The organism is Streptomyces sp. NPDC002144, assembly GCF_053593695.1.
This window is the reverse complement of sequence record NZ_JBSFDB010000034.1, coordinates 80,116-102,712: the sequence shown is the minus strand read 5'-3', so window position 1 is coordinate 102,712 and position 22,597 is coordinate 80,116. Positions and strand designations below refer to the sequence as shown.

Below are 22,597 nucleotides of genomic sequence, written 5' to 3'. Positions count from 1 at the left end.
GAGGTCTTCGACCTGCGCCCGGCCGCGATCATCCGCGATCTCGACCTGCTGCGCCCGATCTACTCCCAGACCGCCGCCTACGGCCACTTCGGCCGTGAGCTCCCGGACTTCACGTGGGAGAAGACCGACCGCGTGGACGCCCTGCGCAAGGCCGCGGGCCTGTAGGCCCCACCGCACCGCACGAGGCCCGGTTCCCTTCGGGGGGCCGGGCCTCGTCGTGTCCCGGTGTCAGTGCCGTTTGGTAAGAATGCAAGGGTGAGCAGCGAGAACGGGCGGTCGGGCGACGGGGCGGAAGGCGCTTCGGCCGAGCAGCTTGCGCTCATCCGGGAGACCGTGCGCAAGGCGGACGTGCCCCGGGCGAAGCCGCGGACGTGGCGGGGGGCCGCGTTGGCCAAGGAGCTGCCGGTCGCTCGGGTGCTGGTGGACAAGGGGGTGCTGCATCTCGACCGGTACTTCGACTACGCCGTGCCCGAGGAGCTGGACGCGGACGCGCAGCCCGGGGTGCGGGTGCGGGTGCGGTTCGGGGCCGGGCGGCACCGGGTGCGGGAGGGGCGGCGCGAGGGCGGCGGGCTGATCGACGGGTTTCTCGTCGAGCGGCTGGCCGCGTCCGACTACTCCGGGCCGCTGGCCGCGCTGGCCCAGGTCGTGTCGCCCGAGCGGGTGCTGAGCGAGGAGTTGCTCGGGCTCGCGCGGGCTGTCGCCGATCGCTATGCGGGGAGCCTTGCCGATGTCCTGCAGCTCGCGGTGCCACCGCGCAGCGCACGGGCCGAGCAGCGGCCCTCGCCGGAGCCGTTGCCGCCGCCGGGGAGGCCGGAGGCGGGGACCTGGGCACGGTACGAGCGGGGCACCGCGTTTCTGGAGGCGCTGGCGTCGGGCGGGGCGCCGCGCGCCGTGTGGAACGCGCTGCCCGGGCCCGAGTGGAGCGAGGAGATCGCCCGGGCCGTGGCGGCCACGCTGGCCTCCCGGCGCGGGGCGCTGGTCGTGCTGCCGGACGGGCGGGCGGTCGCCCGGGTCGACGCGGCGCTGACGTCCCTGCTGGGGGAGGGGCGGCATGCCGTGCTCACCGCCGACGCCGGGCCCGAGAAGCGGTACCGGGAGTGGCTGGCCGTGCGCAGGGGGGCCGTGAGGGCCGTCGTGGGGACGCGTGCGGCCATGTTCGCGCCCGTCCAGGACCTCGGGCTCGTCGCCATCTGGGACGACGGGGACGACAGCCACAGCGAACTGCACGCACCGCAGCCGCATGCCCGGGAGGTGCTGCTGCTGCGGGCCGCCCAGGACAAGTGCGCCTTCCTGCTGGGCGGTTGGAGCTGCACCGTGGAGGCCGCGCAGCTCGTCGAGAGCGGCTGGGCGCGGCCGCTCGTCGCCCCGCGGGAGCAGGTCAGGGCGGCCGCGCCGCTGGTGCGGACCGTGGGGGACGGGGATCTCGCACGCGACGAGGCGGCCCGTGCGGCCCGGTTGCCCACCCTCGCCTGGCAGGTCGTCAGGGACGGCCTGCGGCAGGGCCCGGTGCTCGTGCAGGTGCCCCGGCGGGGGTACGTGCCCCGGATGGCGTGCGCCAACTGCCGGGCGCCCGCCCGCTGCCGGCACTGCTCGGGACCGTTGGAGGGGCAGGACGGCGGATCGCTGCGGTGCGGGTGGTGCGGGCGCGAGGAGAGCGGCTGGCACTGCCCGGAGTGCGGCGGCTTCCGGCTGCGGGCCCAGGTCGTGGGCGCCCGGCGGACGGCCGAGGAGCTGGGGCGCGCCTTCCCCGCCGTACCGGTGCGGACCTCGGGGCGTGAGCATGTGCTGGACACGGTGCCGTGCGTGCCCGCGCTGGTGGTGAGCACACCCGGCGCCGAGCCTGTCGCCGAGGGCGGATACGCGGCGGCGCTGCTCCTGGACGGCTGGGCCATGCTGGGGCGGCCCGATCTGCGGGCCGGCGAGGACGCGCTGCGGCGCTGGATCGCGGCCGCCGCGCTGGTGCGGCCGCAGGGTGCCGGGGGCACGGTCGTCGCGGTCGCCGAGCCGACCCTGCGGCCCGTGCAGGCGCTGGTGCGGTGGGACCCCGTCGGTCACGCGGTGCGGGAGCTCGGCGAGCGGGCCGAGCTGGGCTTCCCGCCGGTGTCGCGGATGGCCGCCGTCTCCGGGGCACCGGAAGCCGTCGCGGAGTTCCTGCGCACGGTGGAACTGCCGGGCGAGGCCCAGGTGCTGGGCCCGGTCCCGATTCCGGTCACGACGTCCGGGCGCCCCCGACGGCCCGGCGCGCCGCCACCCGGGGAGCACTGGGAGCGGGCGCTGGTACGGGTACCACCGGGAAGCGGCGCCGCGCTCGCCTCGGCGCTGAAGGCCGCCCAGGCGGCGCGGATGGCCCGGGGGGCCGGTGAGCCCCTGGTCCGGGTACGGATCGATCCACCGGACATCGGCTGAGCGGCTCGGGAGGGACGGGTGACCGGTGGTTGCCGGGCGGATCCGATGCTTCGTGCAGGGGTGATCGCTGGTCGTCAGGCGGATCCGATGCTTCGTGTGCGGGTGACGGCTGGTTGCCGGGCGGGCCCGATGCTTCGTGTGCGGGTGACGGCTGGTTGCCGGGCGGAGCCGATGCTTCGTGTGCGGGTGGTCGTGGGGCGGAGCCGATGCTTCGTGCACCGGTGCCCCTCGGTCAGCAGGCCGACCCGATGCCCCGTGCACGGCATGCGTGTGCCCTCCCGGACGTGGGCCGGGAGGGTGGGAGGGCGTGGGGGGCTCAGCCGTTGCGGGGGCCCGGGAAAGCGGTTGGCCTGGTCTCCTCGCGGAGGACGGGGCTGCCCGCCGTCGGCTGGGTCGGCATCGAGCGGGCCGCGGGGACCGTCGGCACCGAGGGGATGCCGGTGCCGACGTTGACCGTCCGGGCGCCCGACGGCTCGGTCGCGCGCTCCGCCTCGGCGGCCGCCTGGGCCGCGGCCCGGCGTGCGCCGTAACGGCGGTGCACCGCCTGCTTGGTGACGCCCAGCGCGGAACCCACCGCGTCCCACGAGAAGCCGAGGGAACGGTCGAAGTCGACCGCCGCCGTGACCAGGGTCTCGACACTGTCCCGCAGCTCCTGGGCGAGACGGACCGTCGGCGCGGGCGCGCGTCCGTAGACGACGAAGCCCGTGGACGGGCCGGAGCGGCGCGGGCGGTAGACGTTGCCCAACTGGGCGGTGAGCGTGCGCAGTGCGTCCACCTGCCGGCGGACCCGCTCGATGTCCCGCACCAGCAAGTGCAGGCTGGCCCGAGCCTGGGCGTCGTGGGTTGCGTGGTCGGCCATGAACAAGCCTCTCGAACCGGCGTGAAAGGGATCGGGCAGCGCGAATGCGGCCCTTGTGGTCAACTCTTTCTTGACCAACGCGGATTCGCTCCGCTGGTCACGCACAGGGGGCGTGAGGGCATATGCGCGCGCCCTGTGGAGGGAGGGCGCGCGGTGGGGGCGGTGTACGGGTGGGCGCGTCGGCCGCGTTCCCGAGACGGCGGACGGTGCGTCGGCAAACGCCGTCGGCGGCTTTCCCGTCGCTCCCGTCGAGGTCATAGACTTGTGCGTCGCCCGCAACCGTCGCCGTCCGAGAGGCCCGTAGCCACCCATGAAGCTCGTCTTCGCCGGGACCCCCGAGGTCGCCGTACCCGCTCTGGACGCTCTGATCGCCTCCGGGCGCCATGAGGTGGCCGCCGTCGTCACGCGGCCGGACGCCCCGGCGGGCCGCGGGCGTCGGCTGGTCGCGTCCCCCGTGGCGCAGCGGGCGGAGGAGGCCGGCATCGAGGTGCTGAAGCCGCTCAAGCCGAGGGACCCGGAGTTCCTGGAGCGGCTGCGGGAGATCGCGCCGGACTGCTGTCCCGTCGTCGCGTACGGGGCGCTGCTGCCGCGCGTCGCCCTGGACGTCCCGGCGCACGGCTGGGTCAACCTGCACTTCTCGCTGCTGCCCGCCTGGCGGGGGGCCGCACCGGTGCAGCACTCCATCATGGCGGGCGACGAGATCACGGGGGCGTCGACCTTCCTCATCGAGGAGGGGCTCGACTCCGGGCCCGTCTACGGCACCGTCACCGAGGAGATCCGGCCCACCGACACCAGCGGCGACCTGCTCACCCGCCTCGCCTTCGCGGGCGCCGGGCTGCTCGCGGCGACCATGGACGGCATCGAGGACGGCGCCCTCAAGGCCGTGCCGCAGCCCGCCGAGGGCATCACCCTCGCACCGAAGATCACCGTCGAGGACGCTCAGGTGGATTGGGCCGCACCGGCGCTCCGGGTCGACCGGGTCGTGCGCGGCTGCACCCCCGCCCCCGGCGCCTGGACCACCTTCCGCGGTGAGCGGCTGAAGCTGATCCAGGTCACGCCCGTCCCCGAGCGGACCGACCTGGCGCCGGGGCAGCTCGCCGTCGGCAAGAACAGCGTCCACGTGGGCACCGGTTCGTACGGCGTGGAGCTGCTGTGGGTGCAGGCGCAGGGGAAGAAGCCGATGCGGGCCGCCGACTGGGCGCGCGGTGTGCGGATCGGCGACGGGGAGAGTCTCGGCCGCTGAGGCCGACGTACGCTGGGGGCGTATCCCTTGATTCCCCCAGGCGCATCCTCTGCCCCCCAGGCGTAGCGCCTGATCCCGTATCCGGAGCACCTTTTTCGTGAGCGACCAGCACCGTCGACCCGGCAAGCCCTACCGCAGGCCCAAGAAGGACCCCGTCCGCATCCTCGCCTTCGAGGCGCTGAGGGCCGTGGACGAGCGGGACGCCTACGCCAACCTCGTACTGCCGCCGCTGCTGCGGAAGGCGCGGGAGAAGGGCGACTTCGACGGGCGCGACGCGGCGCTGGCGACCGAGCTGGTGTACGGGACGCTGCGCCGGCAGGGGACGTACGACGCGATCATCGCCGCCTGTGTCGACCGGCCGCTGCGTGAGGTCGACCCGCCGGTGCTGGACGTGCTGAGCCTCGGGGCGCACCAGTTGCTCGGGACGCGCATCCCCAGTCACGCGGCGGTGTCCGCCTCCGTCGAGCTGGCCCGTGTCGTCCTCGGCGACGGGCGGGCCAAGTTCGTCAACGCCGTTCTCCGCAAGGTCGCTCAGGACGATCTCGACGGATGGCTGGCGAAGATCGCGCCGCCTTATGACGAGGACCCCGAGGACCATCTGGCCGTGGTGCACTCGCACCCCCGCTGGGTCGTCTCGGCGCTGTGGGACTCGCTCGGCGGCGGGCGCGCCGGCATCGAGGAGTTGCTGGCCGCCGACAACGAACGGCCCGAGGTGACGCTCGTGGCCCGTCCCGGGCGCGCCACCACCGAGGAACTGCTCGCCGAGGAGTCCGCCGTCCCGGGACGCTGGTCGCCGTACGCCGTGCGGCTGGCCGAGGGCGGGGAGCCCGGGGCCATCGAGGCCGTACGGGACGGGCGGGCCGGCGTGCAGGACGAGGGCAGCCAGCTCGTCGCGCTCGCGCTCGCGGCTGCTCCCCTCGACGGGCCGGACGAGAAGTGGCTCGACGGGTGTGCCGGACCCGGCGGCAAGGCCGCGCTGCTCGCCGCGCTCGCCGCCGAGCGCGGGGCCGTGCTGCTCGCCTCCGAGAAGCAGCCACACCGGGCTGGCCTGGTGGCCAGGGCGTTGCACGGCAACCCCGGTCCCTACCAGGTCATCGCCGCCGACGGCACCCGACCGCCGTGGCGGCCCGGCTCCTTCGACCGGGTCCTGGTCGACGTGCCCTGCACCGGACTCGGCGCCCTGCGCCGGCGGCCCGAAGCACGGTGGCGGCGCCGCCCCGAGGACCTGGACGGGTTCGGCCCGCTCCAGCGCGGCCTGCTGAAGAGCGCGCTGGAGGCGGTACGGGTCGGAGGAGTCGTCGGCTACGCCACCTGCTCTCCGCACCTCGCCGAGACCCGGGCCGTCGTCGACGACCTGCTCAAGCAGCACCCGGAGACCGAACTCCTCGACGCCCGGCCCCTGTTGCCGGGCGTGCCGGACCTCGGCGAGGGCCCCGACGTACAGCTGTGGCCGCATCTGCACGGGACCGACGCCATGTATCTGGCGCTCATTCGGAGGACTGGCTGACCTTCGCGCCGACCGCCTCCGGAGCGGGTGTCTCGCCGTCCGCGTGCGCCAGGTGGTGCGGCCACCACACCTTCTTGCCCACGTCCAGGAAGAGCGACGTCACCAGCACGGAGCGCACCACGAACGTGTCCAGCAGGACGCCGAGGGCGACCGCGAAGCCGATCTCCGCGAAGCCGACCATCGGCAGGGTGCCCAGCGCGGCGAAGGTGCCGGCGAGGACCAGTCCCGCGGACGTGATCACCGCGCCGGTCGCGGCGAGGCCGGTGACCACGCCGGGGCGGGTCCCCTGACGGATGGCCTCCTCGCGGACACGGGTGGTCAGGAAGATGTTGTAGTCGATGCCGAGGGCCACCAGGAACACGAAGACGAACAGCGGGAAGGACACGTCCTCGCCCGCGTAGTCGAAGACATGCCGGAAGGCGAGGGCGCTCAGGCCCAGCGCGCTCGCCAGCGACAGGCACACCGTCCCGATCAGCAGGAGCGGGGCCACGACGGCGCGCAGCAGCACGCCGAGCACCAGCAGCACGACGGCCAGGACGAGCGGGATGACCAGGTAGTTGTCGTGGGTCTGGGCGTTCTCCATGTCCAGCAGGGCGGCCGTACCGCCGCCGACCTTCGCGTCGGCGCCGGGCACGGCGTGCACCGCGTCCCGTACCCGCTGCACGGTCGCCTTGGCCGCGTCGCTGTCGGAGGGGGCGCGCATGGTCGCCTCGAACAGCACCTGCCCGTCGTGCTCGGGCGCGGTGCCCGGCGGTACGCCGATGCTCTGCGGCACGACCCCGCGGTCCGCGGCGACGGCACGGCCCACCGAGACGGCCTGGGCCTTGTTGGAGACGATCACGAGCGGGTCCCCGGTGCCCGCCGGGAAGTACCGCGCCGACACCTTCTGCCCCACGATCGAGTCGGGCGTGTTGGTGAAGGCGTCCGCGTTGGCGATGCCCGCCGCGCGCAGCTGGAACAGGCCCAGGGACAGGACGACCAGTACCCCGGCCGTGATGCCCCAGACCATGCGGGGACGGCGGGCGAAACGGCGGCCCATGCGGGCCCAGACGCCGCGTTCGACCGGATCGGCCGAGCCCTCGTGCGGGATGGCGGGCCAGAAGATCCAGCGGCCGAAGACCAGCAGCAGGGCGGGGAAGAGCGTCAGCATGGCCAGCAGGGCGACCATCACGCCGATGGCCGCCACCGGGCCCAGGCCCCGGGTCGAGTTCATCTCGGCGACCAGAAGGACCAGCATGCTCAGCACCACCGTCGCCCCGGAGGCGAGCACCGCCGGGCCCGCCCGGTTCATGGCGAGCTCCATCGCCTCGTGCCGGTCCGTGTGCCGGCGCAGCTCCTCCCGGTAGCGGGCGACCAGCAGCAGCGCGTAGTCGGTGCCCGCGCCGAAGACGAGGACCGTCAGGATGCCGGCGCTCTGGCCGTTGACGGTCAGGCCGGCGTGTTTCGCCAGCACATAGATCAGTGCCTGCGCCGTGAACAGGGCCACCACCACCCCGACCAGGGGCACGAACAACAGGGTCGGGCTGCGGTACGTGAACAGCAGGATCACGATCACGATCGCCATCGCGGAGAACAGCAGCGTCGAGTCGATGCCCTCGAAGGCCTTGGAGAAGTCGGCGGACGTGCCGCCGGGTCCGGTGATGTGCACCGCCAGCCCGTCGCCACCCTTGCCGACCTGGTCGCGGATCGAGTCGACCGCGGGCGCGATGCGCTGCCAGCCCTGCGCGTCCATCGTGATCGGCACGTAGATCTGGGCGGCACGCGGGGCCGTCGTACGGTCGTAGACCGGGCCGCGGGTCTCGGCGCCGCGGATGCCGTGGTCGTGCAGGGTCCTGAGCTGCCGGGCGTCCTGGGCGATCTGCCGCCGGTCCTGGACCGTGAGTCCGCTCGCGCGCGCGTAGACGACGACCGCGGGGATCTGCTCGGGCCTGAAGTGCTCGGAAGCGTTCAGGACCTGGGTGGACTCGGCGGAGCCGGGCAGCCAGGACTGAGCGTCGTTGTCCTGGGCGCTGTTGAGCTTGGAGCCGAACGGCGCCGCGATCACCAGGACCACCAGCCACAGGATCACGATCAGCCACTTGGAGCGCCGTCCGCAGACGAACCGGATGGTGTTCCGCTTCCATGCGTCCAGTTGCCTCATGGCGACCCCCGTGGACGTACGTGGTGCCGGTGAGCGGCCCAGCATGGCACGCTGCGCCCGCGCACAACATCCGATGAACGGCTTAGGTCTGGACCGGCGCGAACAAACGTGCCCGGACATGGCAGGCTTGGGTCATGGCCGCGCAGATCAACCCCAGCATCCTGTCCGCCGACTTCGCCCGCCTCGCGGACGAGGCCAAGGCGGTCGACGGAGCCGACTGGCTCCACGTAGACGTCATGGACAACCATTTCGTCCCGAACCTCACGCTCGGTGTGCCGGTCGTAGAGTCCCTGGCCCGTGCGACGGACACCCCGCTGGACTGCCATCTGATGATCGAGGCCCCCGATCGGTGGGCGCCCCAGTACGTCGAAGCGGGTGCCGGTTCCGTCACCTTCCATGTCGAGGCGGCAACCGCTCCGGTGCGGCTGGCCCGGGAGATCCGGGCCAAGGGCGCCCGTGCCTCCATGGCGCTGCGGCCCGCGACGCCCATCGAGCCGTACGAGGACCTGCTGCCGGAGCTCGACATGCTGCTGATCATGACGGTGGAGCCGGGCTTCGGCGGGCAGGCGTTCCTCGACATCATGCTCCCGAAGATCCGGCGCACCCGCGAGTTGATCAGCAAGCACGGCCTCGAACTGTGGCTCCAGGTCGACGGAGGGGTCTCGGAGTCCACCATCGAACGCTGCGCGGACGCCGGCGCGGACGTCTTCGTCGCCGGTTCCGCGGTGTACGGGGCCGAGGACCCCTCCGAGGCGGTCCGTGCCCTGCGCGCGCAGGCGGAGGGAGCCACGGCCAAGGCGTCCTGGGCATGCAACCACTGAGCCACAGGTCGATGAACAGACGTGAACGGCGCCCATCAGGGCGGATCAAGTACGCCGAATCTGCAAGGATGAACGGCGAGTCCAGAGTGTGAACAGCAGTGAGGAGATCGCCGTGTCGGGTATGTCGGCGGGCCGGTCAGCAGTGCGGATGGGACCCGCTGAGCTGGTGCAGGCGGCGGCCATGGCCCGCCGCTTCTACCTCGAGGGCAAGTCCAAGATCCAGATCGCGGAGGAGTTCGGCGTCAGCCGCTTCAAGGTGGCCCGGGTGCTGGAGACGGCCCTCGAACGGGATCTCGTGCGCATCGAGATCCGCGTCCCGGCCGAGCTGGACGCGGAGCGCTCGGACGCGCTGCGCGCCCGCTACGGCCTCAGGCACGCCGTCGTCGTCGAGTCCCCGGCCGAGGCCGAGGACTCACCCGACCCGGAGAACCTCGGTGAGGTGGCCGCCGATCTGCTCGGCGAGCTGGTCAACGAGGGCGATGTGCTCGGCCTTGCCTGGGGTCGCTCCACCATCCACATGGCCGCGGCCCTGGACAAGCTGCCGCCGTGCACGGTGGTGCAGCTGACGGGCGTGTACGACGCCGGGACCGCCGAGCGCGGCTCGGTGGAGGCCGTGCGCCGGGCCGCCCAGGTCTCCGGCGGCGACGCCCACCCGATCTACGCGCCGATGCTGCTGCCGGACGCGGCCACCGCGGCCGCGCTGCGCAACCAGACCGGGATCGCGCGGGCCTTCGAGTACTTCGACAAGGTCACCGTCGCCTGTGTCTCCATCGGCTCCTGGGAGCCCGGGATCTCCACGGTGCACGACATGCTCAGCGACGAGGAGCGCGCACACTACGCCTCCCTCGGTGTCGCCGCGGAGATGTCCGCGCACCTCTTCGACGCCGAGGGGCGCCGGGTCGGACGGGACCTGGGGGAGCGGTGCATCACCGTCAAGACGGACCAGCTGCGCCGTATCCCCGAAGTCGTCGCGATCGCGGGCGGGGCGCGCAAGGCCGCCGCGATCGACGCGGTGCTGAGGTCGGGGCTGGTCACCAGCCTGGTGACGGACACCTCGGCGGCGGACGTCCTGATGACGGCCGGCCCGACACCGCGTTCGGCGCTCAACCGGGCGGACCCCGACGGCCCCTGACAGACGGTCGCGAGGGGATGGGCCGTGGCAGCATCGGCTCATGCTGCTCCGGTCCGTCCCCCGCTTGCTTCTGTGTCTGCTGGTCCTCGTGGCCGGGTGCTCCGCCACCGGTTCCGGGTCCGGTCGGTCCGACGGCACGGCGACCGTCCGGGTCGCCCAACTCCCCGCCGAGGCACGGCAGACGCTCGCCCTCATCGACCGGGGCGGCCCCTTCCCGTACGCCCGTGACGGTGTCGTGTTCGGCAACTTCGAGGGACTGCTGCCCCGGCACGAGCGCGGCTACTACCACGAGTACACGGTGCCGACGCCCGGCTCGCGCGACCGCGGGGCCCGGCGCATCGTCACCGGGCAGGGCGGCGAGATCTACTACACCGACGATCACTACAAGTCGTTCAGGGCGGTACGCAGATGACACAGCTGACGGTCACGCTGGACCTCGACGGAGTCACGGACAAGGCGGGCCTGATGGACCGGTGCGCCCGGGATCTGCGGCTGCCGGAGTACTTCGGCCGCAACTGGGACGCGCTGGCCGACGTCCTCTCCGACCCGGGTGTGTGGCCCGAGGAGGCGGCCGGCAAGGGGCTGCTGGTCGTCGTGCACAACTGGAAGCCGTACGCCGAGGCCCGTCCGGACGAGTGGGACACCGCGCTCGACGTGTTCGCGCACGCCTCCGCCGCCACGGTGGCCCTCGCCCTTGGAGGTTCCTCCGAAGGCACCTCTGACCTGCCTGGATGATTCGCCCGGGCAGTGCATTCCGGTCGGCATGGGACAATGAAGTACGTGCTCTTCCCCCTGGCTGACCTGTCCGGGGGCCACCTCTGATCGACTGGGATGTGCAGCACGTGCGTTTCCTCAACGACATCCAGCCCCCGTACGACCTGACGTACGACGACGTCTTCATGGTCCCGAGCCGCAGCGCGGTCGGCTCACGGCAGGGTGTGGACCTCAGTTCCCCGGACAGCACGGGCACCACGATCCCGCTGGTCGTCGCCAACATGACCGCCATCGCCGGCCGCCGGATGGCCGAGACGATGGCCCGGCGCGGCGGACTGGTGGTCATCCCGCAGGACATCCCGATCGAGGTCGTCACCGAGGTCGTCTCCTGGGTGAAGAGCCGGCACCTCGTCCTGGACACCCCGATCATCCTCACCCCGCACCAGACGGTCGCCGACGCCCTCGCCCTGCTGCCCAAGCGGGCGCACAACGCGGGGGTCGTCGTCGACGAGGAGCACCGTCCCGTCGGTGTTGTCACCGACCGGGATCTGACCGGGGTGGACCGCTTCACGCAGCTCGAGGTCGTGATGTCCAAGGACCTGGTGCTGCTCGGCGCCGACATCGACCCGCGCGAGGCCTTCAACCGCCTCGACGGGGCCAACCGCCGCTACGCGCCCGCCGTCGACAAGGAGGGCCGCCTCGCCGGCATCCTCACCCGCAAGGGCGCCCTGCGCGCCACGCTGTACACGCCGGCCGTCGACGCGAACGGCAGGCTGCGCATCGCCGCCGCCGTCGGCATCAACGGCGATGTCGCGGGCAAGGCCAAGCAGTTGCTGGACGCGGGCGTGGACACGCTCGTCATCGACACCGCGCACGGCCACCAGGAGTCGATGATCGGCGCGATCAAGGTGGTACGGGCCCTGGACCCGCAGGTCCCGATCGTGGCCGGCAACATCGTCGCCGCGGAGGGCGTCAGGGATCTGATCGAGGCCGGCGCCGACATCGTCAAGGTCGGTGTCGGGCCCGGCGCCATGTGCACCACCCGCATGATGACCGGCGTCGGCCGGCCGCAGTTCTCCGCCGTCCTGGAGTGCGCCGCCGAGGCGAGGAAGTACGGCAAGCACGTGTGGGCCGACGGCGGTGTCCGGCACCCGCGTGACGTGGCGATGGCGCTGGCCGCCGGGGCGTCGAACGTCATGATCGGTTCGTGGTTCGCGGGTACCTACGAGTCCCCGGGCGACCTTCAGCAGGACGCCAACGGGCGCCTCTACAAGGAGTCGTTCGGCATGGCCTCGGCCCGCGCCGTCCGCAACCGCACCTCCGAGGAGTCGGCATACGACCGGGCCCGCAAGGCGCTGTTCGAGGAGGGCATCTCCACCTCCCGGATGTTCCTCGACCCGGCCCGCCCCGGCGTCGAGGACCTGATCGACTCGATCATCGCGGGCGTCCGCTCCTCCTGCACCTACGCCGGCGCCGGCTCCCTGGAGGAGTTCGCCGAGAAGGCGGTCGTCGGCATCCAGAGCGCCGCCGGCTACGCCGAGGGCAAGCCCCTGCACGCCAGCTGGAACTGACCCAAGTCCGTGGTCCGAGGCCCCCGTTGAAAATCGGGGGCAGCGCCGCCCGCTTCGCAGGACAGGAGATGGGCCGTTGCGACGGGATCGCGACGGGACCTGCGGACCGGGCGCAACGAATGGGCATGCGACCGCGATGAACGCAAGGAACTTGCGCGGGTACGCAAGGTTGCTGCATTTCGTCTGCGAAGGTGCTGCCCGTAGGGTCATGCGCTGTACGTGGCGTGGCGGGGCCCCCGCTCGGTGGTTCCCCGCAGGCGCGGGGGTGCCACAGGTCCCCGCCGCCCGAACCGCCGTGACGAAGGAGTCAGCGCGTGCTGGACCAAGGCGCACCCCCGCGAAAGCGCACCCCGTCGGCCTCACCGTCCCCGGGCCTCGGTGCGCGTCTCATGCGGCGCAAGCCGGTGGAACGCCTGGTCGCGGAGGGCGGCCAGGGCGAGGGAGGGAGCCTGAGGCGCTCCCTCGGGCTGTGGCAGCTGACCATGATCAGCATCGGTGCCACGCTCGGCACCGGCATCTTCGTGGTGCTGGGCGAGGCCGTCCCCAAGGCCGGTCCGGCCGTCACCCTGTCCTTCGTGATCGCCGGGCTCACCGCCCTCTTCTCGGCCCTCTCCTACGCCGAGCTGGCCGGCACCATCCCGGTCTCCGGCTCCTCGTACTCGTACGCATACGCAACGATGGGCGAGCTGATCGCCTGGATCTGCGGCTGGTGCCTGGTCCTCGAGTACGGCGTGTCCGTGGCCGCCGTCGCCGTCGGCTGGGGCGAGTACCTCAACGAACTGCTCGACGGGACGATCGGCGTCACGATCCCGGACGCCCTGTCGGCCCCGCCCGGAGACGGCGGCGTCTTCAACCTCCCCGCGCTGATCGTCGTCCTGCTGGCCATGGCGTTCCTGCTGGGGGGTGCCCGGGAGTCGGCCCGCGCCAACACCGTCATGGTGTGCGTGAAGATCGCCGCGCTGGTGCTGTTCTGCGCCATCGGCATCCAGGGCTTCCGGTCCGGGAACTACGCGCACTTCATGCCGCTGGGCATGGCGGGCGTCAGCGCCGCCGGGGCCACGCTGTTCTTCTCCTACATCGGCTTCGACGCCGCCTCCACCGCCGGCGAGGAGGCCAAGGACGCCCAGCGCGACCTGCCCCGCGCCATCATGCTGTCGCTGGTCATCGTCACCGCGCTGTACGTCCTCGTCGCCGCCGTCGCCGTCGGTGCCAAGCCCTGGCGGCGGTTCAACGACTCCGAGGCCGCGCTCGCCCAGATCATGCGCGAGGTCACCGGGCAGACGTTCTGGGGCACCCTGCTCGCCGCCTGCGCGGTCATCGCCATCGCCAGCGTGGTGCTGACCGTCCTCTACGGCCAGACCCGCATCCTCTTCGCGATGTCCCGCGACGGCCTTGTGCCCAAGGTCTTCGCCAAGGTCCATCCGAAGACCGGCGCCCCCCGCGCCAACACGGTGATCGTGTCGCTGTTCTGCGGCGTCCTAGCGGCCGCGATTCCCCTCGGCCAGCTCGCCGACGCCACCAGCATCGGCACGCTGTTCGCCTTCGCGCTGGTCAACATAGCCGTCGTCGTACTGCGCCGGACCCGCCCGGGGATGCACCGCACCTTCCGCGTCCCTCTCTCGCCGGTGCTGCCCGCGCTCGGCCTCGCGTTCTGCGTCTGGATGATGGGCAGTCTGTCCACCGTCACCTGGGTTGTCTTCGGTGTCTGGATGGCCGTCGGGCTCGTGGTCTACTTCGGGTACGGCCATCGCCGCTCCCGTCTGGCAACACCTGAAAGCTGATCCACTCACCGTGCTGAACGATCTCGACGAACGCATCGTGCACGCCCTCGCCGAGGACGCCCGCCGCTCCTACGCGGACATCGGGCAGATCGTGGGCCTCTCCGCCCCCGCCGTGAAGCGGCGGGTGGACCGGCTGCGGGCCACCGGCGCCATCACCGGTTTCACCGTCCGGGTGGACCCCTCGGCCCTGGGCTGGGAGACCGAGGGGTTCGTCGAGATCTACTGCCGGCACAACACCTCGCCGGAGACCATCCGGCGAGGTCTGGAGCGGTACCAGGAGGTCGTCGCCGCCTCCACCGTCACCGGCGACGCGGACGCCATCGTGCAGGTCTTCGCCTCCGACATGCGGCACTTCGAGCGTGTGCTGGAGCGGATCGCCGGGGAGCCGTTCGTGGAGCGCACCAAGTCCGTGCTGGTGCTGTCGCCGCTGCTGCGCCGCTTCTCGTCGGGTTCACCCGGGTAATACGGGGGACGGACCCGCCCGGCCCGCCTACCATCGGTGACATGACCTGGCGACATTGATCCTCCACCGCCGGCGCCCGCCGGATCACGACGACGCTGTACGGCTACGCGTTCCTGGACGACTTCGTCCTGCTCTACCCGGTGTACGCGCTGCTGTTCAGCGACACCGGCCTGTCCGTCTGGCAGATCTCCTCGCTCTTCGTCATCTGGTCGGTGACCGGAGTCGTCCTGGAGGTGCCCTCCGGCGCCTGGGCCGACGCGGTCTCCCGGCGCCTGCTGCTCGTCCTCGGCCCGCTGCTCACCGCCGTCGGCTTCGGCCTGTGGGTGCTCGTGCCCTCTTACTGGGCGTTCGCCCTCGGCTTCGTGCTGTGGGGCGCCCGGGGAGCCCTGGTCTCCGGCGCGCTGGAGGCGCTCGTCTACGAGGAGCTGGAGCGGCTCGGTGAGAGCGAGCGGTACGCGCGCGTGATGGGCCGGTCCCGTGCGGCGGGGCTGGTCGCGGTGATGGCCGCGATGGGCCTGGCCGGGCCGGTCCTCGCCTGGGGCGGCTTCGCGGCCGTGGGCGCGGCGAGCGTGCTGGCCTGCCTGGCGAGCGCCGTCGTGGGGAGCCGGTTCCCGGAACACCGGGCGGCCGTGGAGGGCGAGGCGGAGAGCTGGGTCGCGACCCTCAGGGCCGGCTTCGCTGACGTCCGGCGCGAGCGCTCGCTGCGCGGGGCGATCCTCCTCGTCCCCGTCGTGACCGCCGTATGGGGAGCGCTGGACGAGTACACGCCTCTGCTGGTGCGCGAGACCGGTGTGTCCGAGGCGCGGGTGCCCTATCTGCTCCTGCTGGTCTGGGCGGGCGCCACGGCCGGCAGCCTGCTCGCGGGGCGCTGCGAACGGCTGGGGAGGAGGGGCCTCGCCCTGCTGCTCGGGGGAGCGGCCGTCGCCCTCGCGGCGGGCGCCGCGGCCGGGACACCGGTCGCCCTCGGCCTGGTGGCGCTGGCCTTCGGCGGCTTCCAGCTGGCGACCGTCCTCGCAGACGTCCGCCTCCAGCAGCGCATCGACGACACCGGCCGGGCCACCCTCACCTCGGTCGCCGGCCTCGGCACGGAACTGCTCACCGTCGCCGTGTACGCCGGATACGCGGCAACAGCCACCCGAACCGACCACGCCACCGCCTTCACCGTTTTCGCCCTGCCGTACCTGCTGACGGCACTCGTCCTGACGATCCGCACCCGCGAGCGGTAGCGCTGGGCCCGCTACGAATCGCCGCCCGGCCGCCCAAGACCCCAGTACGTCCGGGACGAGGGCTTCCGCGCGGCACGTCGGGAGCACGGTCGAACAACGTCGCCCGAGGGACGCCCATGACGCCATGCGACCGCCCATCGGTCGACGACCCCGGTATGGCCGCACCGGGGGCGCAACGGATCGCCGTTGGACCGCCCAAAGCCCGGTACGCCCGGGGCGAGGGCTTGCGCGCGGCGCGTCGGGAGGACGGTCGAACGACTTCGCGAGGGCGTCCATGACGTAGTGCGGCCGTCCATCGGTCGGCGACCCTGCTGTGGCGAGAGGCTCTCGCACTGGGTCGCGCAGGGAATTGCCGCCGGATCGCCCGAGAAATCAGTACGCCCGGGCGAGGGCTTGCGCGCGGCGCGTCGGGAGGATGGTCGGACGACTTGGCGGGGGGCGTCCATGACGTAGTGCGGCCGACCATCGGTCGGCGACGCCGCTGTGGCGACGGGCCCTCGTGCCGGGCGCGCAACGAATCGTCGTCGGACCGGTGTCGTACGCAATGAACCGCTCACCGGCGCGCAACGGCTTCTTCTTGCTGGTCGTGGCGTCGCGACCGTACCTTCTAGGTGACCCTCAAAAGCATCCGCACCGGTGAGGAACCCGCATGCGCACCGCCCTGCTCCAGAGCTCCGGACGTCCCGGATCCGTCGCCGAGAACCTCAAGGTCCTCGACGCGGCCGCGGGCCGTGCCGCCGCCGCGGGCGCCGGGCTGCTGGCCGCGCCGGAGATGTTCCTGACCGGCTACTCGATCGGCGACGACATCGCGCGCCTCGCCGAGCCGGCCGACGGCGAGTCCGCCGAGGCGGTCGCCGAGATGGCCGCCCGGCACGGCATCGCGCTCGTCTACGGCTACCCGGAGCGGGACGGCGAGACCGTCCACAACTCCGCGCAGCTGATCTCCGCCGACGGCACGCGGCTCGCGAACTACCGCAAGACCCACCTCTTCGGCCCCGCAGAGCGCGAGCACTTCACCCCCGGCGAGCAGTCGCTCGTCCAGGCCCGGCTCGGCGGCCTGACCGTGGGCCTGATGATCTGCTACGACGTCGAGTTCCCGGAGAACGCCCGCGCCCACGCCCTGGCCGGCACCGACCTGCTCGTCGTGCCGACGGCGAACATGCACCCGTTCCAGTTCGTCGCCGAGGCCATGGTCCCGGTGCGTGCCTGGGAGAACCAGATGTACGTCGCCTACGTCAACCGGGTCGGCCCGGAGGGCGAGTTCGAGTTCTTCGGACTGTCCGCCCTCGCCGGCCCCGACGGCATCGCCCGCACCCGCGCCGGCCGCGGCGAGGAACTGGTGGTCGCCGACGTCGACCCCGCCTTCCTCGCCGCCTCCCGCGAGGCCAACCCGTACCTGAAGGACCGCCGCCCCGGTCTGTACGGGTCCCTGGTCTGAAACACCCCCAACGCCCTGTCTGTGCAAGGAGTCCGTACCCCATGACGTCCACCGTGCCCAACGCCGTCGAGCATGCGGACGAGCAGCAGCTGCCGCCGATCACCATGTTCGGCCCGGACTTCCCGTACGCGTACGACGACTTCCTCGCCCACCCGGCGGGCCTCGGCCAGATACCGGCGACCGCCCACGGCACCGAGGTCGCGGTCATCGGCGGCGGACTGTCGGGCATCGTGGCCGCGTACGAGCTGATGAAGATGGGCCTGAAGCCGGTCGTGTACGAGGCCGACCGGATCGGCGGACGGCTGCGGACCGTCGGCTTCGACGGCCAGGGCACCGAGGGCCTGACCGCCGAGATGGGCGCGATGCGCTTCCCGCCCTCCTCCACCGCCCTCCAGCACTACATCGACCTGGTCGGCCTGGAGACGCGGCCCTTCCCCAACCCCCTTGCGGAGGCGACTCCTTCGACCGTCGTCGACCTCAAGGGCGAGTCGCACTACGCCGAGACGATCGACGACCTGCCGCAGGTCTACCGTGACGTCGCCGCCGCCTGGAACAAGTGCCTCGAAGAGGGCGCCGACTTCTCCGACATGAACCGCGCCCTGCGCGAGCGGGACGTGCCGCGCATCCGCGAGATCTGGGCCCGGCTCGTCGAGAAGCTCGACAACCAGACCTTCTACGGCTTCCTCTGCGACTCCGAGGCCTTCAAGTCCTTCCGGCACCGCGAGATCTTCGGCCAGGTCGGCTTCGGCACCGGCGGCTGGGACACCGACTTCCCCAACTCCATCCTGGAGATCCTGCGGGTCGTCTACACCGAGGCCGACGACCACCACCGGGGCATCGTCGGCGGCTCCCAGCAGCTGCCGCTGCGCCTGTGGGAGCGCGAGCCGGAGAAGATCGTCCACTGGCCCTACGGCACCTCGCTGAAGTCGCTGCACGTGAACGGTGAGCCCCGCCCCGCCGTGACCCGGCTGCACCGCGCGGCCGGCAACCGGATCACCGTGACCGACGCGGGCGGCGACATCCGCACCTACAAGGCGGCGATCTTCACCGCCCAGTCCTGGATGCTGCTGTCGAAGATCGCCTGCGACGACTCGCTCTTCCCGATCGACCACTGGACCGCCATCGAGCGCACCCACTACATGGAGTCCAGCAAGCTCTTCGTGCCCGTGGACCGGCCGTTCTGGCTGGACAAGGACGAGGAGACCGGCCGGGACGTCATGTCGATGACGCTCACCGACCGCATGACGCGCGGTACTTACCTCCTGGACGACGGTCCGGACAGGCCGGCGGTCATCTGCCTGTCGTACACCTGGTGCGACGACAGTCTGAAGTGGCTGCCGCTGTCCGCGAACGAGCGGATGGAGGTCATGCTGAAGTCGCTGTCGGAGATCTATCCGAAGGTCGACATCCGCAAGCACATCATCGGCAACCCGGTGACCGTGTCCTGGGAGAACGAGCCCTATTTCATGGGCGCGTTCAAGGCCAACCTGCCCGGTCACTACCGCTATCAGCGGCGCCTGTTCACGCACTTCATGCAGGACCGGCTGCCCGAGGACAAGCGGGGCATCTTCCTCGCCGGCGACGACATCTCGTGGACGGCGGGCTGGGCGGAGGGCGCCATCCAGACCGCGTTGAACGCGGTCTGGGGCGTCATGCACCATCTGGGCGGCGAGACGGACGCGGCCAACCCGGGCCCGGGCGACGTGTACGACGAGATCGCGCCGGTCGAACTGCCGGAGGACTAGACACCGCCTGCGCGAACCGCCTCGTGGACCTCGGCGGCCAGGCCACTGAGGCCATCGCCTTCCGGCTGTCGGTGGGCAGCAGGAGCGGGATCGGGCGGGCGGGCTTGGGGCCCTCGAAGCCGTACAGGTCCCGGGGCGCGGGCTCGGGGCGCCTAATCCGGTAGTGGGGTCAGCAGCATGCGGCTCGCGAAGCCGACGGCCGTGTCCAGCCGTTCGGTGAACTCCTCGGCCACGTCCGGCAGCCGGCGCAGCGCCCACAGGGCCCGCGCGGCCGTCCAGGTGGCGTCCCGGGCGCGCTCCAGGCTCCAGGAGCCGAACAGATGGGTCAGCGGGTCGGCGATCTGGAGCAGGTCGGGGCCCGGCATCAGATCCTCGCGGATGCGCTCCTCCAGCGAGACGAGGAGGTCGCCCACGCGGTCGAACTCGTCCTCCAGATCGGCCGGTTCGCAGCCCAACGTACGACAGCTGTCTACGACGGCCAGCGCCAGGTCGTGGCCGATGTGCGCGTTGATGCCCGCCAGCGCGAACTGCAGGGGACGTACGCCGGGATGACGGCGGAACTGGAATAGGGGGCGCCAGCAGGCGGGCGGGCGGCGGTCGTCGGCCACGGCCTCCACGGCCGCGAGGTAGCGCTCCGCGAACCGCACGTCCAGCGTGATCGCCGCCCGTGGGTCGGAGAAGGCGCCCCGGTCGATGTGCCGGTCGACGGACTCGGTGACGGCGAGGTAGACGCGGTTGAAGACGGCGAGGCCGTCCCGCTCGGGCAGCCTTGCGTCCAGGGCGCGCATACGGGAGACGACCGTGTCTACGGATGTGGTGAAGTGTTCCAATTGCGCCATGGGGGAAGGGTCCCAGTCCTAGGCTGACGGGAGCGCCGCCGGGCCCGGTGCTTCCCCGGAACGGGGGAACGCGCTCGCGGCGGGGGGAGGGAGGAGCGACGCCGTGTCAGGCTTGCGTGCCCGGCGTCTGGCGGCCCGCAGGGCCGAGCGCCGGCGTGCCGCCCGGCGGGGTGCCATGGTCGCCCTCGCGTACGTCGTGGTCGCCACCGGCACCGTGACCGGCACGGTGTCCGCCCTCGACGACCGGCGGGTCACGGGCACAGAGGCGGCGAAACCGGAGGTGACCGGATCGCCTACGCCGGACCAGGTGTCCGCGACACCGACGGTCACCAAGTCCCCGTCGCCCGTGCGGAGTTCACCGAGGACCAGCAGCCCGGCGCCCACCAGGACGAAGGAGAGCCCGCGACCGCCGACGGTGTCCGCCCGTCTCTACCTGTACCCCGGCTCCGAGGTCCTCGACTGGGTCCGCGCCCACCCCGGCGACCCGCGCACCCCGCTCATCGAGTCCCGGATCGCCGACGAACCGGCGGCCGTGTGGTTCACCGACCCCACACCCGCGACCATCGCCTCCCGCGTCCGCGCGGTCACCTCGAAAGCCGCCGCGCAGGACCGGGTGCCGGTCCTCGTGGCGTACGCGATACCCGACCGCGACTGCGGGGGCGCCTCCCAGGGCGGAGCGCCGGACCTCGCCGCCTACGACGCGTGGATCGACTCCTTCGCGACCGGTCTGGGCCGGGGCGAGGTCGTCGTCGTCCTGGAGCCCGACTCGATCGCCCAGTCCGACTGCCTCTCCGGGAGCGAACGCACCGCCCGCTTCGCCTCCCTGGCCCGCGCCGGCCGCGTCCTGAAGGACGCCGACCCGAAGGCCCGCGTGTACTACGACGCCGGGCACTCCGGCTGGAACCCGGCCGACAAACAGGCCGACCTGCTGAGACAGGCGGGCGCCGCCTCCCCCGCCTCCTCCGACGGAATATTCAGCAACGTCTCCAACTTCCGCACCACGGCCGACGAGATCGCCTACGACCGTACGGTCCTCGCCGACCTGGGCGGCCCCGCCGGCCTCGGTGCCGTCATCGACACCAGCCGCAACGGCAACGGTGCCCCGCCCGACGGACAGTGGTGCGATCCTGCGGGACGCGGGATCGGGCGGGCGCCGACGCTCGGCACCGGCGAGGCGCGCATCGACGCCTATCTGTGGGTGAAGCTGCCGGGGGAGTCGGACGGGTGCAAGGGGGCGCCGGGGACGTTCAGCCCGTCGTACGCCTACGACTTGGCCTCGTCGTAGGAGGACGTGCCCTCGTCCAGCAGCGGCTCCTGCGACTTGACGTGGGGCGGGGCGAAGGCGCGCAGCGCGTGGTACCCGGTGATGACGACGAGGGTGCCGAGGGCGATGCCGCTGAGGGAGAAGGTGTCGGTGAACTTCAACGTCACGTTGCCGACGCCGATGATGATGCCCGCCGCTGCCGGGACCAGGTTGAGCGGATTGCGCAGGTCCACCCGGGCGTTGGTCCAGATCTGCGCGCCGAGCAGACCGATCATGCCGTACAGGATGACGGTGATGCCGCCGAGGACACCGCCCGGGATCGCGGCCACGACCGCGCCGAACTTCGGGCAGAGGCCGAACAGGAGGGCGAAGCCGGCCGCGGCCCAGTAGGCGGCGGTGGAGTAGACGCGGGTCGCGGCCATCACGCCGATGTTCTCGGAGTAGGTGGTGTTGGGCGGGCCGCCCACCGCGGTGGACAGGACGGAGCCGACGCCATCGGCCGAGATCGCCGTGCCGAGCCGGTCGTCGAGCCGGTCGCCGGTCATCTCGCCGACCGCCTTGACGTGCCCGGCGTTCTCGGCGACCAGGGCGATCACGACCGGAAGCGCGACGAGGATCGCCGACCACTGGAAGGTGGGCCCGTGGAAGGACGGCAGGCCGATCCAGTCCGCCTTGCCGACGCCGGAGAGGTCCAGGCGCCAGTGGTCGGTGAGCCTGCCGCTCGCGTCGATCGAGTGGATCTTCCCGAAGATCCGGTCGAAGACCCAGGAGATCGCGTACCCGAAGACCAGGCCCAGGAAGATCGCGATGCGTGAGAGGAAACCGCGCAGACAGACCACCGCCAGGCCGGTGAACAGCATGACCAGCAGGGCGGTCCACTGGTCCTGCGGCCAGTAGGTGGAGGCGGTCACCGGCGCCAGGTTGAAGCCGATCAGCATGACCACCGCACCCGTCACGATCGGCGGCATCGCGGCATGGATGATCCGCGCGCCGAAGCGCTGCACGGCGAGCCCCACCAGGAACAGCGCGAAGCCGACGACGAGGACCGCGCCGGTGACGGTGGCGCTCGTGCCGCCCTGTGCCCGGATCACGGCCGCCACCCCCACGAACGACAGCGAGCAGCCCAGATAGCTCGGCACCCGGCCCCGCGTCGCCAGCAGGAAGATCACGGTCGCGACGCCCGACATCATGATCGCGAGGTTGGGGTCCAGGCCCATCAGCACCGGCGCCACGAAGGACGCGCCGAACATCGCGACCACGTGCTGGGCGCCGAGCCCGACGGTGCGCGGCCAGGAGAGCCGTTCGTCGGGCCGTACCACCGCTCCGGGCGCGGGCGTCCGCCCGTCTCCGTGCAGTTTCCAGCGCACGCCGAGGTCCATGGGGGGATTCGCTTTCTCTATACATGAAGTCCTGTCCGGACCATTGTCACGGCTACCTCGGGGTTCTAC

Annotated in this window: 19 protein-coding genes; 15 read left to right on the top strand and 4 right to left on the bottom strand. The window is 72.1% G+C overall.

Annotation, left to right across the window (positions count from 1 at the left end; genetic code table 11):
- Together ACWCQ1_RS37685 and ACWCQ1_RS37680 are read left to right on the top strand one after the other, a co-directional pair.
- Positions 1–165 (top strand): methionine adenosyltransferase domain-containing protein (locus ACWCQ1_RS37685; RefSeq protein ID WP_356770916.1); only part of this gene is annotated, 165 nt, incomplete at its 5' end.
- Positions 166–255: 90 nt separating this feature from the next.
- Positions 256–2,406, top strand: a complete 2,151-nt coding sequence (locus ACWCQ1_RS37680) for a primosomal protein N' (protein ID WP_451028385.1) — start codon at positions 256–258, stop codon at positions 2,404–2,406.
- Positions 2,407–2,722: 316 nt separating this feature from the next.
- Here ACWCQ1_RS37680 and ACWCQ1_RS37675 read toward each other — a convergent pair whose 3' ends face one another.
- Positions 2,723–3,265 carry a hypothetical protein gene (locus tag ACWCQ1_RS37675; RefSeq protein WP_358603304.1) on the bottom strand — a complete coding sequence of 181 codons (543 nt, stop codon included), beginning with the start codon at positions 3,263–3,265 and terminating at the stop codon, positions 2,723–2,725.
- A gap of 310 nt (positions 3,266–3,575) precedes the next feature.
- Between ACWCQ1_RS37675 and fmt the strand changes: the two genes are divergently transcribed.
- Both fmt and ACWCQ1_RS37665 read left to right on the top strand, forming a co-directional pair.
- A complete protein-coding gene (fmt, locus tag ACWCQ1_RS37670; protein WP_358603307.1) occupies positions 3,576–4,508 on the top strand; it encodes a methionyl-tRNA formyltransferase in 933 nt (310 codons plus the stop codon).
- Positions 4,509–4,605: 97 nt separating this feature from the next.
- On the top strand, positions 4,606–6,015 hold the full coding sequence (locus tag ACWCQ1_RS37665; protein ID WP_133044845.1) for an RsmB/NOP family class I SAM-dependent RNA methyltransferase: 1,410 nt from the start codon (positions 4,606–4,608) through the stop codon (positions 6,013–6,015).
- Here ACWCQ1_RS37665 and ACWCQ1_RS37660 read toward each other — a convergent pair.
- A complete protein-coding gene (locus ACWCQ1_RS37660) occupies positions 5,996–8,155 on the bottom strand; it encodes an MMPL family transporter (protein ID WP_358603310.1) in 2,160 nt (719 codons plus the stop codon). The two genes, ACWCQ1_RS37665 and ACWCQ1_RS37660, sit on opposite strands and share 20 nt — an antisense overlap.
- 134 nt (positions 8,156–8,289) lie before the next feature.
- Here ACWCQ1_RS37660 and rpe point away from each other — a divergent pair, with 134 nt between their 5' ends.
- The 10 genes from rpe to ACWCQ1_RS37610 all read left to right on the top strand — a co-directional run bounded on the left by rpe (position 8,290) and on the right by ACWCQ1_RS37610 (position 19,046).
- A complete protein-coding gene (gene rpe / locus ACWCQ1_RS37655; RefSeq protein ID WP_133044843.1) occupies positions 8,290–8,976 on the top strand; it encodes a ribulose-phosphate 3-epimerase in 687 nt (228 codons plus the stop codon).
- A gap of 88 nt (positions 8,977–9,064) precedes the next feature.
- Complete coding sequence (locus tag ACWCQ1_RS37650) at positions 9,065–10,108, top strand: sugar-binding transcriptional regulator (protein WP_133044842.1); 1,044 nt, start codon at positions 9,065–9,067, stop codon at positions 10,106–10,108.
- A 40-nt stretch (positions 10,109–10,148) separates the two neighbouring features.
- Complete coding sequence (locus tag ACWCQ1_RS37645; RefSeq protein WP_358603313.1) at positions 10,149–10,520, top strand: ribonuclease domain-containing protein; 372 nt, start codon at positions 10,149–10,151, stop codon at positions 10,518–10,520.
- Complete coding sequence (locus ACWCQ1_RS37640) at positions 10,517–10,843, top strand: barstar family protein (protein WP_358603315.1); 327 nt, start codon at positions 10,517–10,519, stop codon at positions 10,841–10,843. Before ACWCQ1_RS37645 ends, ACWCQ1_RS37640 begins: the two co-directional genes overlap by 4 nt.
- A gap of 107 nt (positions 10,844–10,950) precedes the next feature.
- Positions 10,951–12,393 carry a GuaB1 family IMP dehydrogenase-related protein gene (locus tag ACWCQ1_RS37635; RefSeq protein ID WP_451028386.1) on the top strand — a complete coding sequence of 481 codons (1,443 nt, stop codon included), beginning with the start codon at positions 10,951–10,953 and terminating at the stop codon, positions 12,391–12,393.
- 314 nt (positions 12,394–12,707) lie between these two features.
- Complete coding sequence (locus tag ACWCQ1_RS37630; RefSeq protein ID WP_133044838.1) at positions 12,708–14,174, top strand: amino acid permease; 1,467 nt, start codon at positions 12,708–12,710, stop codon at positions 14,172–14,174.
- 10 nt (positions 14,175–14,184) lie between these two features.
- Positions 14,185–14,637 (top strand): Lrp/AsnC family transcriptional regulator, encoded by a 453-nt coding sequence (locus ACWCQ1_RS37625; protein ID WP_133044837.1) that lies wholly within the window; start codon positions 14,185–14,187, stop codon positions 14,635–14,637.
- Positions 14,638–14,720: 83 nt separating this feature from the next.
- Positions 14,721–15,863 carry an MFS transporter gene (locus tag ACWCQ1_RS37620; RefSeq protein WP_358603480.1) on the top strand — a complete coding sequence of 381 codons (1,143 nt, stop codon included), beginning with the start codon at positions 14,721–14,723 and terminating at the stop codon, positions 15,861–15,863.
- Between the two features lie 649 nt (positions 15,864–16,512).
- Positions 16,513–17,301: a carbon-nitrogen hydrolase family protein gene (locus tag ACWCQ1_RS37615; protein ID WP_133044835.1), complete on the top strand. Its 789-nt coding sequence runs from the start codon at positions 16,513–16,515 to the stop codon at positions 17,299–17,301.
- Between the two features lie 41 nt (positions 17,302–17,342).
- Positions 17,343–19,046, top strand: coding sequence for a flavin monoamine oxidase family protein (locus tag ACWCQ1_RS37610; RefSeq protein WP_133044834.1), 1,704 nt, complete (start codon positions 17,343–17,345; stop codon positions 19,044–19,046).
- A gap of 152 nt (positions 19,047–19,198) precedes the next feature.
- Here the strand turns inward: ACWCQ1_RS37610 and ACWCQ1_RS37605 are convergent, their stop codons facing one another.
- Entirely contained in the window at positions 19,199–19,885 is a 687-nt protein-coding gene (locus tag ACWCQ1_RS37605; RefSeq protein WP_358603321.1) for a DUF5995 family protein, read from the bottom strand.
- A gap of 175 nt (positions 19,886–20,060) precedes the next feature.
- On the opposite strand from ACWCQ1_RS37605, the gene ACWCQ1_RS37600 reads away from it, so the two are divergent.
- The gene (locus ACWCQ1_RS37600; RefSeq protein ID WP_133045037.1) at positions 20,061–21,170 is read left to right on the top strand and encodes a glycoside hydrolase family 6 protein; all 1,110 of its coding nucleotides are present in this window, start codon (positions 20,061–20,063) and stop codon (positions 21,168–21,170) included.
- On the opposite strand, the gene ACWCQ1_RS37595 is transcribed toward ACWCQ1_RS37600, so the two are convergent.
- Positions 21,149–22,528, bottom strand: coding sequence for a uracil-xanthine permease family protein (locus ACWCQ1_RS37595; protein WP_451028384.1), 1,380 nt, complete (start codon positions 22,526–22,528; stop codon positions 21,149–21,151). The two genes, ACWCQ1_RS37600 and ACWCQ1_RS37595, sit on opposite strands and share 22 nt — an antisense overlap.
- Between the last annotated feature and the right edge of the window lie 69 nt (positions 22,529–22,597).